The 15,152-nt window shown below is 73.2% G+C and carries 14 protein-coding genes; 5 read left to right on the forward strand and 9 right to left on the reverse strand.

What is annotated here, in order from left to right; translation table 11 throughout:
• Window positions 1–5 precede the first annotated feature (5 nt).
• Window positions 6–935 (reverse strand): hypothetical protein, encoded by a 930-nt coding sequence (locus ACFQ79_RS15260; RefSeq protein WP_383583210.1) that lies wholly within the window; start codon window positions 933–935, stop codon window positions 6–8.
• A gap of 79 nt (window positions 936–1,014) precedes the next feature.
• Between ACFQ79_RS15260 and ACFQ79_RS15265 the strand changes: the two genes are divergently transcribed.
• Together ACFQ79_RS15265 and ACFQ79_RS15270 are read left to right on the forward strand one after the other, a co-directional pair.
• Window positions 1,015–1,209 carry a DUF3046 domain-containing protein gene (locus ACFQ79_RS15265; protein ID WP_383583212.1) on the forward strand — a complete coding sequence of 65 codons (195 nt, stop codon included), beginning with the start codon at window positions 1,015–1,017 and terminating at the stop codon, window positions 1,207–1,209.
• Between the two features lie 375 nt (window positions 1,210–1,584).
• Window positions 1,585–2,769, forward strand: a complete 1,185-nt coding sequence (locus ACFQ79_RS15270; RefSeq protein ID WP_383583333.1) for an AI-2E family transporter — start codon at window positions 1,585–1,587, stop codon at window positions 2,767–2,769.
• A 9-nt stretch (window positions 2,770–2,778) separates the two neighbouring features.
• Here the strand turns inward: ACFQ79_RS15270 and ACFQ79_RS15275 are convergent, their stop codons facing one another.
• From ACFQ79_RS15275 to ACFQ79_RS15290, 4 genes are all read right to left on the reverse strand, one after another.
• Window positions 2,779–3,558: a cytochrome d ubiquinol oxidase subunit II gene (locus ACFQ79_RS15275; protein ID WP_383583214.1), complete on the reverse strand. Its 780-nt coding sequence runs from the start codon at window positions 3,556–3,558 to the stop codon at window positions 2,779–2,781.
• Between the two features lie 83 nt (window positions 3,559–3,641).
• Window positions 3,642–5,042 (reverse strand): cytochrome ubiquinol oxidase subunit I, encoded by a 1,401-nt coding sequence (locus ACFQ79_RS15280; RefSeq protein WP_383583217.1) that lies wholly within the window; start codon window positions 5,040–5,042, stop codon window positions 3,642–3,644.
• A 162-nt stretch (window positions 5,043–5,204) separates the two neighbouring features.
• The gene (locus ACFQ79_RS15285) at window positions 5,205–5,873 is read right to left on the reverse strand and encodes a response regulator transcription factor (RefSeq protein WP_055604269.1); all 669 of its coding nucleotides are present in this window, start codon (window positions 5,871–5,873) and stop codon (window positions 5,205–5,207) included.
• Window positions 5,870–7,288: a sensor histidine kinase gene (locus ACFQ79_RS15290; RefSeq protein ID WP_383583219.1), complete on the reverse strand. Its 1,419-nt coding sequence runs from the start codon at window positions 7,286–7,288 to the stop codon at window positions 5,870–5,872. Before ACFQ79_RS15290 ends, ACFQ79_RS15285 begins: the two co-directional genes overlap by 4 nt.
• Window positions 7,289–7,368: 80 nt before the next feature.
• Between ACFQ79_RS15290 and ACFQ79_RS15295 the strand changes: the two genes are divergently transcribed.
• On the forward strand, window positions 7,369–7,839 hold the full coding sequence (locus tag ACFQ79_RS15295; RefSeq protein WP_383583222.1) for a hypothetical protein: 471 nt from the start codon (window positions 7,369–7,371) through the stop codon (window positions 7,837–7,839).
• Here ACFQ79_RS15295 and ACFQ79_RS15300 read toward each other — a convergent pair.
• Window positions 7,836–9,596: an IucA/IucC family protein gene (locus ACFQ79_RS15300; protein ID WP_383583225.1), complete on the reverse strand. Its 1,761-nt coding sequence runs from the start codon at window positions 9,594–9,596 to the stop codon at window positions 7,836–7,838. The two genes, ACFQ79_RS15295 and ACFQ79_RS15300, sit on opposite strands and share 4 nt — an antisense overlap.
• A gap of 47 nt (window positions 9,597–9,643) precedes the next feature.
• On the opposite strand from ACFQ79_RS15300, the gene ACFQ79_RS15305 reads away from it, so the two are divergent.
• Window positions 9,644–11,206, forward strand: coding sequence for an IucA/IucC family protein (locus ACFQ79_RS15305; protein ID WP_383583228.1), 1,563 nt, complete (start codon window positions 9,644–9,646; stop codon window positions 11,204–11,206).
• A 248-nt stretch (window positions 11,207–11,454) separates the two neighbouring features.
• Here ACFQ79_RS15305 and ACFQ79_RS15310 read toward each other — a convergent pair whose 3' ends face one another.
• The 3 genes from ACFQ79_RS15310 to ACFQ79_RS15320 all read right to left on the reverse strand — a co-directional run bounded on the left by ACFQ79_RS15310 (window position 11,455) and on the right by ACFQ79_RS15320 (window position 13,547).
• Window positions 11,455–11,967, reverse strand: a complete 513-nt coding sequence (locus tag ACFQ79_RS15310) for a DUF3291 domain-containing protein (RefSeq protein ID WP_383583231.1) — start codon at window positions 11,965–11,967, stop codon at window positions 11,455–11,457.
• Between the two features lie 32 nt (window positions 11,968–11,999).
• Window positions 12,000–12,737, reverse strand: coding sequence for a helix-turn-helix transcriptional regulator (locus ACFQ79_RS15315; protein ID WP_383583234.1), 738 nt, complete (start codon window positions 12,735–12,737; stop codon window positions 12,000–12,002).
• 189 nt (window positions 12,738–12,926) lie between these two features.
• Window positions 12,927–13,547, reverse strand: coding sequence for a GPP34 family phosphoprotein (locus ACFQ79_RS15320; protein WP_383583236.1), 621 nt, complete (start codon window positions 13,545–13,547; stop codon window positions 12,927–12,929).
• A gap of 467 nt (window positions 13,548–14,014) precedes the next feature.
• Between ACFQ79_RS15320 and recA the strand changes: the two genes are divergently transcribed.
• A complete protein-coding gene (gene recA / locus ACFQ79_RS15325) occupies window positions 14,015–15,151 on the forward strand; it encodes a recombinase RecA (protein ID WP_055604182.1) in 1,137 nt (378 codons plus the stop codon).
• Window position 15,152 lies beyond the last annotated feature (1 nt).

Raw genomic sequence — 15,152 nt, forward strand, 5'->3', positions numbered from 1 at the left:
CGAGGTCATTCGAGCGGGCGGCCATGGGCCCGGAGCGTGCGGAGGGCTTCGACCGTGATCATCGGGCGGCATTCCAGAGCCGTGCCCGGGGCCCAGGTGCGCCAGCGGATCGGCCAGCCGCCGTCCTCCTGCTGGTCGGCCGCGAGCCGGTCGAGCGAGCGGGTCATCTCCTCCTCGGTGAACCAGCGGGTCGCCAGGGAGTCCGGCACGCGCGCGTAGTCGTGCGGGAAGTGCAGCTCGCCCGGCGCGTACCCGTCCGCCACCGGGTAGTCCTCCTCCCGGTCGGGGTCCAGCACGGCGAGCCGCTGCTCCCGGACCATGCGGCCGAGACGGTCGGCGGCCGCCTCCGCACGCGCGCGGTCCGGGGCCCCGTCGAGGAAGGCGACGGCCGCCTGCACCTCGTACGGGTGGGACTTCTCCAGGGACTCCACCGCCGACCAGCAGAACTCGGTCGCCCGGAACAGCCACGCGTGCCAGACCTGGTTGCGGTGCAGCACCCCGACCACCGGGCCGGTGGTGAGCAGTGCGCTCGGCGGGGAGTCGACGACCGGGACGAACGGCGCGGACGGGTAGGCGCGCTGCGACGGGTGGATCGCCGGGAGCGCGCCCTCGTGGGTGGAGACGTCCGTGAGGTAGCGGCAGATCCGTTCCACGCGCAGCCCGCCGCAGCGGCCGATGGAGTCCAGCACCCGCAACGCGTGCGCGGTGTGCAGGGGCTGGCTGACCGGCCCGCGGAGATCGGGTTCGAGCGCGTGGCCGTAGCCGCCGTCCTCGTTGAGGTACGCGGCGAGGGCCGTCTCCACCTGATCCGCGCCGTCGCGCAGGAAGTGGTAGGCGAACCGGCGCTGTTCCAGGACGCGGGCCGTCAGCCAGATGAACTGTTCGGCGCGGGCCAGGGGGGTCGCTGGCGGGGAGGAGAGTGGTTTTTCGGCCATGCTCCGACCGTAGGGCGGAAAGTCGCGGTGACAAGGGCTACGGAGCGGGCTGCACTCTTGGGAGCGTGATACTGGGGTCATGCGGTTGACGATTTTCTGGGAACGGATGGCGGACCACTTCGGTGCGTCGTACGCCGAGTCCTTCGCGCGCGACCATGTGATGGCCGAGCTCGGAGGCCGGACGGTGCACGAGGCGCTGGATGCGGGCTGGGAGACGAAGGACGTGTGGCGGGCCGTCTGCGCGGCCGTCGACGTGCCCGCCGACAAACAGTGACCGTCGCGTTCACGGCAGGTGCGTTCACGGCAGGTGACCGAAGGGGATGTGGGGGGTCCGGGGTGGAATGTCCGTGCGGTGCGCGAGACTGGCGGGGTGGCTCCTCCGACTGACGACATCGACGGCACCGATGACACCGATGACACCGACGGCTCCGACCTGACCGCATCGACGGATTCGACCGCCCCGGCCGGATCGGTTGGACCGACCGGACAGGCCGGGCAGGCCGGACCGGTCGCCTCGGCCGGCTCGACCGGCTCGACCGCCTCGACCGCCTCGGCCGGATCGACCGGCTCCGTCGTCACCGCGGCGGCGCCGGGTGGCGGAGGCGACGGCGGCGGGCCCGCGCCCGTGTCCGCCGCCGAGGCGCCCCGGATGCCGCGGTGGCTGCCACGCGCGATCGTCCTGGCCCTCGCGCTCTACTCCGTCTTCCTCCTCGGCAGCTGGGCCTTCCACCAGCTCGTCGGTCTCCTCGTCAACATCCTGCTCGCCTTCTTCCTCGCCCTCGCCATCGAACCGGCGGTCGGGCGCATGGCGGCGCGCGGGATGCGCCGGGGGCTCGCCACCTTCCTCGTCTCCTTGGCCGTCCTCGTCTTCAGCGTCGGCTTCGTCGTCCTCCTGGGGTCGATGCTCGCGGGCCAGATCGTGGACATGGTCGAGAACTTCCCCAAGTACCTCGACTCGCTGATCAACTGGATCAACCAGACCTTCCACACGGACCTGTCGCGGGTCGAGGTCCAGGACAGCGTCCTGAGCTCCGACTGGCTGCAGAAGTACGTCCAGAACAGCGCGTCCGGCGTTCTCGACGTCTCCGCCACCGTCCTCGGCGGCCTGTTCCGGCTGCTGACGATCTTCCTGTTCGCGTTCTACTTCGCGGCCGACGGGCCCCGGCTGCGGCGCGCGCTCTGCTCCGTCCTGCCGCCCGCCCGGCAGACGGAGGTGCTGCGTGCCTGGGAGATCGCGGTCGACAAGACCGGCGGCTATCTGTACTCGCGCGGGCTCATGGCGCTCATCTCCGGCGTCGCGCACTTCGTGCTCTTCGAGATCCTCGGCGTTCCGTACGCGCCCGCGCTCGCGGTGTGGGTCGGCCTGGTCTCGCAGTTCATCCCGACCATCGGCACCTATCTGGCCGGCGCGCTGCCGATGCTGATCGCCTTCACCGTGAACCCCTGGTACGCGCTGTGGGTGCTCGGCTTCGTCGTGGTCTACCAGCAGTTCGAGAACTACCTGCTCCAGCCGAAGCTCACGTCGAAGACGGTGGACATCCACCCGGCGGTCGCCTTCGGTTCGGTCATCGCGGGGACGGCGCTGCTCGGCGTCGTCGGCGCGCTGATCGCCATCCCGGCCGTCGCCACCCTCCAGGCCTTCCTCGGTGCCTATGTGAAGCGGTACGACGTGACGGACGACCCGCGCGTCCACGGCCACCGGCGGTACGGGGAGGCCGTGGTCGCGCGGCTGCAGAAGGCCCTTCACCACAAGAAGGAGAAGGAGAGGGAGGCCGCTCGGGATTCCTCGGCCGAGGAGCCCGGGTCCGGGCAGTCCCGGCCCGAGGACTCCTGAGCCCGCTCCTCAGAGGTACGACGGCCCGGTGACCCGGTGCCGGAAGGTGTGCCAGATCCAGGCCTGGACGGTCACGAGCAGTGGCGTGACCACCAGCAGGGCGGGAACGAGCAGGCCGAGCGTGACGGGGGACGCCGCTCGCTCGGCCAGCGGCAGCGCGGTGCCCGCCCAGAGCGGCAGCCCGCCCATCAGGACGGCGGTGAGCGCGAAGGACTGCCAGGAGCGCCCGGCGCGTCCGACGAGCCTGCGGGCGCGTTCGTACGGCAGTCCCGTGAGCCGGAGCGTGGCGAAACCGAGCCCGTGCGCGGCGAACAGCGCGGCCACGGCGAGCGCGGTGAGGAGGGCCGTCGCACCGGTCGCCGGCGTGTACGGCCGTCCGGTGAGCAGGGCCGCGAGCAGCCACCCCCAGGACAGTGCGACCGTCCAGCTCCCGCAGGTCACCGCCGCGTCGCAGGTGGCGCGCCAGCGCGGACCCGGACCGCGGCCGCGGGACCAGAGGCCCGCGTCGCGGACGATCCAGCCGGTCAGCAGGGCCACGAGGACCGGGAACTGGCCGCTCAGGAGCTCGCCCTCGAGCGCGGGGAAGCAGCCGACGAGGACGCCGACGGTGGCCACGAGCCAGACCTCGTTGCCCAGGAAGAACGGGGCGAACGAGGCGAGGACCAGCCGCCGCTCGGGGTCGTTCCGGCCGAGCCAGGGGGTGAGCATGCCGGTGCCGATGTCCGCCCCGGCGAGGACGAACCAGCCCGCCGCGAAGAAGGCGAGCAGGGCGATGGCCAGGGTCTCCACGGGGGCTCCTCGGGCTTTTCTGGAGGGAGGGGGAGGCGGCGGGGGGAGGGGGGTAGGGGATGGGGAGAGCGGAGTCGGACGGTTCAGTAGCGGGGGGCCGGGAGGGCGTCGGCCGGGTCGGGTGTTCCGCCCTCGCCGCCGCTCCCGGTCCCGGTCCCGGTCCCGTTCCCGGTCCCGTTTCTGTCCCCGCTCCCGTCCCCGTCCCCGTCCCCGGCTCCGTTCCCGTTCCCGCCCCCGGCCCCGGTGGGCCGTTCGTCGTGGCCGAGGCCGGCGTCGACCGGGCCCCGGCGGGCGTGGCGGGTGAGGAGCCAGGCGTTGAGGACGGCGAGCAGGACGAAGACCGTGGTGAAGACGGCGAGGGAGAGGCGCATGGTGCCGGGGGAGAGATCCGAGACCGCGTCCTCCGTCTTCAGCAGCCCGTAGACCACCCAGGGCTGCCGCCCGGACTCCCGGAACACCCAGCCGCTGATCATCGCGATGTACGGCAGCGGGACCGCCGCCATCAGGACGAGATGCCACAGGCGGAACCGGAAGACGACCTTCCTGAAGGCGGCCAGGATCACCCCGGCGAAGCAGAGGTACATCATCAGCGCGAAGCAGATCAGCATCACCAGCGCGCCGCCCCGGGTCCACGCCTCCGAGGGCACGTAGTCACCGGGCCCGAAACGTTCCGTCAGCTCCGCCTGGACCCGCGCGATCTCCGCGGTCTTCCCGCTGAACACGGCCGACTTCATCGGCTGGAAGGCGTCGAGGACGGCGAACTGCACCCCGCCGAAGACGGCCGTCACCATCAGCGCGGGCGCCGAGAGGAACACCCCGATCCGCAGGCTGCGGCCGAAGAACTCCCACTCCGGGCTGCGCTTGAACAGGTGGTACGCGCTCACCCCGGCCATGAAGAACCCCGCCGTGAGCAGCGCGCCCGCCACGATGTGACCGAAGGCGAGCAGTGCGGAGGGGTTGGTCAGCACCGCGACCGGGTCGTCGAGGACGAGCTCGCCGTTCTCGGAGCCGTACCCCACGGGGTGGTTGAGGAAGCCGTTGGAGACGAGGATCCAGTACGCCGAGACGTAGGCGGTCAGGACGACGACCCAGATCGCCGCCAGATGGGCCCAGCGGTTGAGCCGGTTCCAGCCGAAGATCCACAGACCGAGGAAGGTCGACTCGACGAAGAACGCCACGATCGTCTCGACGGCGAGCGAGGCCCCGAGGATGTTGCCCGCCTCGTGGGTGAGTCCGCTCCACGCCATGCCGAACTGGAGCTCCATCACCAGACCGGTGACGATGCCGACCGCGTAGTTGATCACGTACAGCTGGCCCCAGAACCGCACCATGCGCGCGTCCAGAGGCTTCCGGCTGAACGTGGCCCGCGTCTGGAGCACGGCCACGACGGTCGCGAGCCCCAGGGTGAGGGCGACGAAGAGGAAGTGGCCGCCCGCCGTGAGGGCGAACTGCAGCCGCGCGAGATCGAGTACGTCCTGGTTCACCCGATCAGCGTCGGCGTACGGTCAGGGGCCCGGCGTCACCCCCGGGTGGACAGTGGCCGTACCCCAGCGGTTGTGCCCGCCCACGCGCGCGTACCCCGTGAGTTGTGCCGAGCGGTTCCCGTCACCCGAGGGCCGGGGAGCCGCCCACGGACCGGCCCTCGGTCAGGCCAGCCAGCCCGGCGTGATCATCCCCGACTCGTAGGCCAGGATCACCAGCTGTGCCCGGTCCCGTACGGCCAGCTTGGTCATGATCCTGCTGACATGGGTCTTCGCGGTCGCGGGGGACAGGACGAGGCGGCCGGCGATCTCGTCGTTCGAGAGCCCGGCGCCCACCAGGCCGAGGACCTCGCGCTCCCGCTCGGTGAGGGCGTTCAGCCGGGGGCTCGGGTCCGGCTGCCGGTCGGCCCGGCCCGCGAACTCGGCGATCAGACGGCGCGTCACGGCCGGGGCGATCAGGGCGTCGCCGCGCGCCACGACCCGTACCGCGTGCAGCAGTTCCATCGGCTCGGTGTCCTTCACCAGGAAGCCCGACGCGCCCGCGCGGAGCGCTCCGTACACATGGTCGTCCGCGTCGAAGGTGGTCAGGATGACCACCCGTACCCCTTCGAGCCGCTCGTCGGCGGTGATGCGGCGGGTGGCCTCGAGGCCGTCGAGGACCGGCATGCGGATGTCCATCAGGACCACGTCCGGGCGCAGTTCGCGGGCGAGCGCGATCGCCTGCTCCCCGTCCCCGGCCTCGCCGACGACCTGGAGGTCCTCCTCGTCGGAGAGGATCGACCGGAAGCCGGCCCGGACCAGCGTCTGGTCGTCTGCGAGCACGACACGGATCATCGGGGGTCCCCCTCGGGCGCGTCGCTGTCGGACGCGGTGGGTTCGGGTGTGGTCGGTTCGGGTGGGGTCGGTTGGGACGCGGTCGGTTGGGACGCGGTCTGTCCGGAGGTGGTCTGTCCGGAGGTGGTGGGTCCGGACGTGGTGGGTCCGGGTGGGCTGGGGTCGGGTGCGTCGGGGTCGGGCGTGCCGGGGCCGGGCGCGCCCGGTTTCGACGTGCCCGGCTCTGCGAGCGGCAGTCGCGCGGCCACCAGGAAGCCGCCGTCGGCCCCGTTCTCGGCGGTCAGCTCGCCGCCGAACGCACGGGCCCGCTCGGCCATGCCCCGGATACCGCTGCCGAGGGGACGGCCCTCCGGCGCGCCCTCTCCGTCGTCCGCGATCCGCAGCCGCACCGCGTCGGCGCCCCAGTCGAGGGTGATGCGGACGGTCCTCGCGCCCGCGTGGCGGGTCACGTTCGTCAGCGACTCCTGCACGATCCGGTACGCGGCCAGGTCGACGGGCGGCGGAAGGGGCACGGGCGTGCCCGTGACGTCCGTACGGACGTCGAGACCGGCACTACGCGCGCGTGCGGCGAGATCGCCGAGGAGCGCCAGCCCCGAGGACGACGGGGCCGTGGGCGTCGGCTCGTCGGCGCGGCGCAGCACTCCCAGGGTGGCCCGCAGCTCGCGCAGCGCGTCCTTGCTGGTGGACTTCACCGCCTCCAGTGCCTCGGTGGCGGTGGCGAGCCCGGCCTCCGGGGCGGGCCCCTTGCCGAGGCGGTGGAGCGCGGCACCCGACTGGACGTTGATCAGCGAGATGCTGTGGCCGAGCACGTCGTGCACCTCGCGGGCGATCCGCAGCCGCTCCTCGGTGGCGCTCTGCCGCGCGCGGGCCTCCTGCTCCCGCTCGGCGGCCAGCGCCCGCTGCTCCACCTCGTGCAGATAGGCGCTCCGGGTGCGCTGGGCCCGGCCCACCGCGACGAGGCTGATCAGCCAGCCGGCCAGCATGACGAGCGAGGTGTCGTCGATCTGCCGGTGCCCCGGCCGCTGCCGGATCTCGCCGAGCCCGACCGCGAGGAGGGTGACGGCGGCCAGCGCGACGGCGGCGGCGAAGCGGCCCTCCGCGGCGGTGGTGTAGAGCGCGAGCGCGAAGGCGATCATCAGCGGGCCGTCCTGGGCGGACAGCGGGTAGTAGACGACGCAGGCGAGCAGCGTGACGACGGAGACGGTGACCGGCTGCCGCCGCCGGAAGTACAGGGCTCCGCACCCCATCAGGATCAGCACCCAGCCGAGCACCGTACGGACGGTGGACTCGTTCGCGTACTGCGCGGAGACGAGCGTCCAGACGGCGACCACGAGCAGGACGACACCCGCCACGACGGCGTCGGCGGCCTGTGGCGAAAGACGCCCGCCGCCCGGGGAACGGAGGGGGAGGGACATGCGTCGAAGGATAGGCGGGGGACGGTTCGTGGGGGCGGCAGCGTGCGGGCCGGGGGGCTCGGCGGGCTTGGGGGGCTTCGATGATGTTCGGGTACTCGGACGAGTGGTGGGCGCTGCTGTTCGTGCCCGTGGTGCTGTGGGTGCCGTTCGGCCCCTTCGTCATGGCGGGAACGGGGGTGTGGTGCGCCCGGCGGCCCGGGTGGTGGCCGCGGCTGTGGTCGGTGCTGCTGCCGCTGGTGCCGGTCGCGGTCTCGGCGACCGCGGTCATCCTGCCCACGGACACGTGGGACGAGCCCACCCACGGTGAGGACGTGCTCGGATACGTCCTCGTGTACGTCCTGGGGATCACCGTCCTGCCCTGGGTGCTGGGGTACGGGATCACTCGGCTGCTGCGGTGGGCGGGGGCGCGTCGGGAGCGCGGCCGGGAGCTGGAGCTGGAGCCGAAGTCGGAGCTTGAGTCGATGCCGACGCGGGCCCAGGACCGGGCCCAGGCCCAGACCCAGGGGGAGGACCTGGGGCTGGGCCCGGACGAGGGCCGTGCGGAGTCCTAGGCGGTCGTGAGGGGGTTGGGCACCGGGAGGTAGTGGGGCGCGGTGCCCTCCGCGCGGAGCCAGCGGGAGAGCAGGTTGGCCTTGCCGGGGACGGTGGGGGAGTCGAGCAGGGCCTTCACGTCGGGGAGCGCGGGCAGCCGGCCGCCCCGCTCGAACTCGGCGCGGGCCATCGCCCAGAGCGCGGGGGCGGAACCCGGGAAGCGATGGGTGAGGGCGCCGGCGATCTCGGAGAGGTTGTTGACGACGAGGCAGTACACGAGCCTCCGCCAGGCCGCCGTACGGGGCGTCTCGGGGATCGTCTTGGCGCCCTCCGCGTCGCGGAACACGGACTGGACGGGGGTGCCGTGGGCGTCCACGGCGATCAGCGTGTTCTGCAGGTGGCACTCCACGACGACGCCGAAGCGGGCGAACGCCTCCAGGACGGGCGCCACGACGCACCGGAGATACGCCGTCCACCAGGGCCGGGGATCGGCGATGCGGTCGAGGGGGTTCCCCGGGAAGCCCTCCGCGAGCGCGGCGGTCAGCACGGCGGTCGAGCCGGGGGCCAGGTGCCGGTCGAGGCCGTCACGGACGAGGACGGCGCAGGTCTCGAAGAGGCCGTCCACCGTGCGGTAGCCGCGGTCGCTGAGCCAGGACGCCGGGCCGTCCATGGCGGCGAAGGCGGCGCTCACGACGGGGTCGGTGCGGCGGACCTGGAGCAGCTCGTGGCGGCGCATCCGGCGGATGTCGTTGGTGATCCGGACGTCGAGACTGAACTTGAGGAACATGTCCCCGGTCCCGGTGGTCCGCGCGTCGTCCCCGGGCAGGTGCAGGGTGCGGACCGAGGCGGTCGGCCGGGCTGCCCAGGGGGTCACGCCCAGGCGGACGAGGCGGCCTTCGGCGAAGGCGGCACGCACGCGCGTGGCGCGGTCGGAGAGGGCGAGCTGCCAGGGGTGGGCAGGCAGCAGGCGGTAGCCGGGGGGAGCTTCGCCGAGGGTGTCCAGGGCCCGGGTGTCCCCGTCCTCGACCACCGCGTCCTCGCGTACCCCGAGCAGGACGAGCGGGAACTGGGAGTACGCCTCGGGCGCGTAGCGCAGCCAGTCGGCGGCCGGGCCCTCGCCCGTGCGCGCCTTGGGGGCCGGGTGGTAGGGATGGCCCATCACCAGCGCCTGTTCGGAGCGCAGCCAGGGGTCGTCGGGCGGCGCCACGCGGGCGCGTGCGGCGAGCACGGCCTGGACGGCGCTGCGGCTGGCGGCCATCTCGGCGGCCAGGGCGGGGTTGGCGCGGCCGGTGGAGGCGTACATCTCCTGGACGGCGAGGTCGACGAGCTCCGCGTGACGGAGGATCCGCCAGGCGCGGCCCGTCCACAGTTCCGGGGCGGAGGGGCGGTGACCGGGGCGGACGCGCAGGAGGCGGCCGCTGACGCGCAGGCGGTGGACGGCGTACGGGGCGGTGTCGCCGCTTCGGGGTGGGCCTGCGGGCGACTCCATGGGCGGGCCCGAGGGCGGGCCCGAAGGCGGGCCCGAAGGTGGGTCCGAGGGTGGGTCCGAGGGCGGGCCCGAAGGCGGGTCCGAGAGTGGGTCCGTCGGCAGGCCCGCGGGGGCCTTAGAGGACAGGCCTGCGGGTACCTCCGCGGACAGGCCTGCGGGCGCCTCCGAGGACAGGCCCGCGGACGGGCCCGTCGGGATGTCCACCACCGGGTCCGCGGCCTCCCGGAGCAGGCAGTTGAGCAGGGGCGTCACCGCCAGTGCGTCGGCGGTCCGCGCGAGTGTGTTCATCGCCTTCAGTATGTGTGGATCGCGTTCGACCGCGATAGAACAACCGTATGTGCCGAACCGCCGCGGAGCGGACTCTGGCCGCCGAGCTGGACGTCGTACGCCCGGGGCTCACGGACGCGTACGTGGCGGAGCTTCCGGGAGCCAGGGCCGCCGTGCTGACCCGGCTGTGGCGCGGGCTCGTCCACGAGCCGTTTCCCTGGGTCGCCGCGCGCACGCCCGACCGCGAGGGCGTCACCCTGCGTCTGGCGGACAGGCGTCGCCTGCGCGGGCCGCACTCGGACCCCTGGGCGACGACGGCGTCGGTGGCCGGAGTCGACCTGGCCGGTGTCCGGTACGACCATCCGGCTGAACTGACGGCGGCCCTGGCCGTTCCGCGGGGCGCGCGCCTGGCGGCCGAGCTCGACCACAGCGTCGCGTCGCTGGCCCTCTCCCGTACGGCGGCTCGGCGAGCGGCGCCGCCCGTCCACCCGTGGGAGTGGGAGCAGGGCGAGACCGACGGGCATCCGTACCATCCGGGCTGCCGCTCCCGGCCCGGCTTCTCCGCCGCCGAGCAGCTCGCGTACGCCCCCGAGCACCGGCCCGTGGTGTCCCTGCGGCTCGCCCCGGTCGCGGGTGCGGCCGTGTCGGTGTCGGGGGAGTGGCCGCGCGAACTGCGCGACGGCTCCTCCGTGCTGATCCCCGTACACCCGTGGCAGGCCCGGCACGTGCTGACCGGCCTGGAGCTGCGGCCTGGTCCCGACGCCCACCCGCTGCTCTCGCTGCGGACGCTCGACCTCGGCGGCGACCGGCACGTCAAGACCTCGCTGACCACGCAACTCACCTCCACCGTGCGGGACATCTCGGCGTACACCGTCACCCACTCCCTCGCGACGTCCGCGTTCGTCGAGGGGCTCGCCCGCCGGCTCGACGGTCGGCTGCGGATCGCCCGTACGGTCGCGGCAGCGGGGGCGGGAACGGCCGATCTGGCGGCGCTCCTGCGCGAGTCGCCGCAGGTGCACGCGGACCCGGCGGCCGGGGAGCGCGTCGTTCCGGTGGCCGCCCTGCCCGCGCTGCTCGCGACCCGCCCGGCGGGTGAACGGCTCGACCGTGTAGTCGAGTTCGCACGCCTCGCTCTCGGGGTCTGTCTGGAGCTGCTCGACCTCGGGGTGGCCCTGGAGGCGCACGGCCAGAACCTGCTCGCCGTCGTCGACGCCGACGACCGGACCAGGCGTCTCGTCTACCGGGACCTCGCCGACATCCGCATCAGCCCCGCCCGCCTCGCCCGGCACGGCGTCCCGGCCCCGCCCGTCAGCGGCCGCCTCCTGAACGACGACCCGGCCGTGCTCCGCCGCAAGGTCCTCGGCAGCCTGGTCACCGGCGCGCTCGGCCCGCTGGCCGGCGACGCGCCGACCCTCGGCACGATCCTGGACGCGGCCACCCGTGACCTCGCCGCCACCCCGGACCTGCGTGCCCTGCGGACGGAACCGCTCCCGGCGAAGGCGCTGACGCTGATGAGGCTGGCCGCGGCGGGCGGCGGGGGCGGGGACCTGTGGACGGCGCTTCCGAACCCCTCGCAGGACGGCGGGCGGGGGCGGGCGGGGCAACGACCGTCGTACCGGCGAAGGTCGTAGCGCGAACGTCGTACCGGCGACCGCCGTACGGGCGACCGTCGTGCCGCGACCGTCGTGCCGCGACCGTCAAGGCGCGGCCGTCGCCGGGTCGCCGCGTGGGTGCTGTCGCGGTCGGCGCGAGACCGCTCACCCTGTGGTCGGACCGCTCGGCCGGTGGTCGGACCGCTCGGCCGTCGCGCGGGCTCATGAGCCGGACTCCTCGGCCGGACTCAGCCGGACTCCTCGGCCGGACTCCTCAGCCGGACTCCTCAGCCGGCGTGCGACTCCTCGACGGGTGCCGTCCCTGTGTGCTGTGCGGCCTCGGCGGCGCTGTAGGAGGCGGCGAAGGTGAACGCGCGCGAGGACGGGCCGTTCGTCCGCAGGTCCGCCAGCCGCTCCAGGGCCTCCTCGACGCTCGGGACGTGTCCCGCGGGGACCCACCACAGCACCAGGTGCGACTCGACGTGCCGTGCGAACCACTCGCGGCGCCGCCGCATCACCTCCAGGTGTCCGCTGCGGTAGGCGAAGTCCCAGAGGGCCTCCTGGGTCTCCCAGACCGACAGGTTGACGATGACGTCCTCGCCCGCCGGGCGCAGGGCGGTGGCGTCGGCCTCGCCGTCCTCCACCAGCCGCCACACGAAGCCGGGTGTGCCGTCGGCGGCGGCGTTGACCGGGTCCAGGAGCTCCACGAACGGCGCGAGGCGCGGGTCGTCGAGAGGGTGGAGGAGCGTGGCGACGTTGAGCTGGGCGAGGTGGGCGGCGGCGTGCGGGGATGCGGTCATGGCCTCATCCCAGCACGCCGTCGTTTTCTATGTCAATGATCGTTGTTTTTAGAGTCCTCGACCACCACGCAGCACTCGCCCGGCCGGGCGTCCATGCGCGCGCGTACGGAGCCGTCCGTGCCCAGGAGGCCCTCCAGGAGCGCGAGGTTCATGCCGCAGACGAGGGGAGGGAAGCGTTCGGCGACGGCGTGGAAGGGGCAGTTGCGCATGCGGAGGGTCGCCGCGCCGGCGGTGTCCTCGGCGGCCTTGGTGCCCTCGGCAGGCTCGGCGTGCTCGGCAGGCTCGGCCCGCTCGGAGGCTTCCAGGCGGGGCTCGTAGCCGCGTGCCGCCAGCGTCCGCATGGCCTCCGCCAGATCGCCGCAGGGTGCCGCCGGGCCGCGCAGCTCCTCGCCGCGGCGGCGGGCGGCCGCGAAGAGTCCGGCGTCGAGTCCGGCCTGCTCGGCGGCCTCGGCGAGCAGCTCGGCGGCGGTGCGGTAGTCGCGGGCCGGCAGGGAGACCGACCGCTCGGCCCGCGCCCGCGTGTAGACCTTGGCGGGGCGGCCGGCTCCCGGCCCCGAGCGGCCGGTCAGGCGGCGGCTGCCGCTCTCCAGGAGCCCGGCGCCGGTCAGCTTGTCCAGGTGGTGCGCGGCGAGCGTGCGCGCCACCCCGGTGGCCTCGGCGGCCTCGTTGCGCCCGACCTCACGGCCCTGTGCCACCACGTACTCGTACAGGCGGCGCCGTACCGGGTCCTGCAGCATGGCGATCGCGTCGATGTCCTGCGTGTCCTCCATCCGGCCATTCTAGGAACAATGCCGGTTGGAGATAGAAGGCGGGCGGAAGGCGCCCGCCCGTGTCCCCGCCCGTCTTCCCGCCCGTGTCCTCGCCTGCTTCCCCGCCGGCGTCGCTGCCCGTGCTTCCGCCCGCGTTCTTGCGCGCGATGACCTCGGCGCCCCCGGCGCGGTGCTCGGGGGGCGCGGTGCTCAGGGTCCGCGCCAGATGTTGGCGAAGGCGGTGTTCTCGATGGTCCGCCTCTGGCGTACGGCTTCGAGTTCCATCACCGCGTCGTGGACGACGGCGACCACGGTCGTCACCGCCTCGTCGCCGAGGCCGGACGCGTCGTCGGACCGCTCGTCGTCGGACCGCTCGCCGTCGATGCCCACGGCCGAGGCGAGGGCGGCCAGGACGGGTTCGTTCTCCTCCCAGCGGTCGGCGGCCCGGCGGCTCGCGGGCGTGTCGGCCGGTTCCACGCGTTCCGGCCCGAAGGGCAGCAGTCCGCCCCGCTTCCGCGTCAGCTCGCCGGCACCCTCCAGCGCGGTCCGGTACGCGGTCGAGAGGTCGCGGCCCCGGCGCCACAGCCAGTCCTCGACGAGCTCGTACGGCTCCTCGCGGGAGAGCGCCGCCGCGGCCTCGCCGAGGAGGCGGTCGTCCGGCGCCGACGGCTCGCCCGGCACGATGCGGTCTTCGGCCACGGTGACGGCCCCGGTGCCGAGGAGGTCGATCAGCTCGGCTCCCGCGAGTGCGAGCGACAGGTCCCCCTGGCCCACGGAACGGTCCGACCTCGGGTCCATGGCGATGATGAACAGGTCTTTCGCCGTGGTCATGAAGGCTCCCCTCGGAACATCGACAACGATGCGTTCCCGCCCGTGTCCGTCCGTCCCTGTCAGGGACCGGTCGGGTGCGGGGCGGCTGCCACGATCAGTATCGCCCCGCGACCGCGGGTCCGAAGCCCCGTCGCGGGGAGGGGAGTTCCGCCCCGCGGTCAGCGGGGAGGGCGGGGCGGGCCGGGCGAAGGCGTGGGGAGCGGAGGTCCGGCCAGAGGTCCCCGCTGCGGCGGGGTGTATCCCTTGGTGTGTGCCGCCGGAGCCCGTCGCGACACTGCGGCGTGTCACCCGCGAGTGTGCTTGACACTAAAATCGAACATCCATTCTTATGGAAGCCCGGCCCTTGGAATCTCGGGCTTCTCGCCGAGTTGTCCACAGGCTGGAGGGGACGTCGGGGCCCATTGTCAGTGGCAGGGGTTAGCGTCTTTCACATGAAGCGATCGACTCAAGCAAACCGGGTGGAACCCATGGCAGGAACCGACCGCGAGAAGGCGCTCGACGCCGCGCTCGCACAGATTGAACGCCAATTCGGCAAGGGCGCCGTGATGCGCATGGGCGACCGCACCCAGGAGCCGATCGAGGTGATCCCGACCGGATCGACCGCCCTCGACATCGCCCTCGGCGTCGGCGGCCTGCCGCGCGGCCGTGTCGTGGAGGTCTACGGCCCGGAGTCCTCCGGCAAGACGACCCTGACCCTGCACGCGGTGGCCAACGCCCAGAAGGCCGGCGGCCAGGTGGCGTTCGTGGACGCCGAGCACGCCCTCGACCCCGAGTACGCCAAGAAGCTCGGCGTCGACATCGACAACCTCATCCTGTCCCAGCCGGACAACGGCGAGCAGGCCCTCGAGATCGTCGACATGCTGGTCCGCTCCGGCGCCCTCGACCTGATCGTCATCGACTCCGTCGCCGCGCTCGTCCCGCGTGCGGAGATCGAGGGCGAGATGGGTGACTCCCACGTGGGTCTCCAGGCCCGACTGATGAGCCAGGCGCTCCGGAAGATCACCAGCGCGCTCAACCAGTCCAAGACCACCGCGATCTTCATCAACCAGCTCCGCGAGAAGATCGGCGTGATGTTCGGCTCGCCGGAGACCACGACCGGTGGCCGCGCCCTGAAGTTCTACGCCTCGGTGCGCCTCGACATCCGCCGCATCGAGACCCTCAAGGACGGCACGGACGCGGTCGGCAACCGCACCCGCGTCAAGGTCGTCAAGAACAAGGTCGCGCCCCCGTTCAAGCAGGCCGAGTTCGACATCCTCTACGGCCAGGGCATCAGCCGCGAGGGCGGTCTGATCGACATGGGCGTGGAGCACGGCTTCGTGCGCAAGGCCGGTGCCTGGTACACGTACGAGGGCGACCAGCTCGGCCAGGGCAAGGAGAACGCCCGTAACTTCCTGAAGGACAACCCCGACCTCGCCGACGAGATCGAGAAGAAGATCAAGGAGAAGCTGGGCGTCGGCGTCCGGCCCGAAGCCGCCAAGGCCGAGACGGCGACGGACGCGGCCGCCGCCGCGGACACCGCCGGCACGGACGACGCCGCCAAGAGCGTCCCGGCACCCGCGAGCAAGACCGCGAAGGCGACCAAGGCCACCGCGGTCAAGAGCTGAA

This window comes from Streptomyces sp. NPDC056480 (genome assembly GCF_042795405.1).
Taxonomy (GTDB): Bacteria; Actinomycetota; Actinomycetes; order Streptomycetales; family Streptomycetaceae; genus Streptomyces.

Bases quoted from the DNA above. Each gene is read 5' to 3' on its own strand.
- ACFQ79_RS15310 (WP_383583231.1), bottom strand. From the start codon at position 11,967: ATGACCGCATCCCCGCACGCCGCCGCCCACCTCGCCCAGCTCAACGTC.
- recA (WP_055604182.1), top strand. From the start codon at position 14,015: ATGGCAGGAACCGACCGCGAGAAGGCGCTCGACGCCGCGCTCGCACAG.
- ACFQ79_RS15260 (WP_383583210.1), bottom strand. From the start codon at position 935: ATGGCCGAAAAACCACTCTCCTCCCCGCCAGCGACCCCCCTGGCCCGC.
- ACFQ79_RS15300 (WP_383583225.1), bottom strand. From the start codon at position 9,596: ATGAACACACTCGCGCGGACCGCCGACGCACTGGCGGTGACGCCCCTG.
- ACFQ79_RS15270 (WP_383583333.1), top strand. From the start codon at position 1,585: ATGCCGCGGTGGCTGCCACGCGCGATCGTCCTGGCCCTCGCGCTCTAC.
- ACFQ79_RS15285 (WP_055604269.1), bottom strand. From the start codon at position 5,873: ATGATCCGTGTCGTGCTCGCAGACGACCAGACGCTGGTCCGGGCCGGC.
- ACFQ79_RS15265 (WP_383583212.1), top strand. From the start codon at position 1,015: ATGCGGTTGACGATTTTCTGGGAACGGATGGCGGACCACTTCGGTGCG.
- ACFQ79_RS15320 (WP_383583236.1), bottom strand. From the start codon at position 13,547: ATGACCACGGCGAAAGACCTGTTCATCATCGCCATGGACCCGAGGTCG.
- ACFQ79_RS15305 (WP_383583228.1), top strand. From the start codon at position 9,644: ATGTGCCGAACCGCCGCGGAGCGGACTCTGGCCGCCGAGCTGGACGTC.
- ACFQ79_RS15290 (WP_383583219.1), bottom strand. From the start codon at position 7,288: ATGTCCCTCCCCCTCCGTTCCCCGGGCGGCGGGCGTCTTTCGCCACAG.
- ACFQ79_RS15315 (WP_383583234.1), bottom strand. From the start codon at position 12,737: ATGGAGGACACGCAGGACATCGACGCGATCGCCATGCTGCAGGACCCG.
- ACFQ79_RS15295 (WP_383583222.1), top strand. From the start codon at position 7,369: ATGATGTTCGGGTACTCGGACGAGTGGTGGGCGCTGCTGTTCGTGCCC.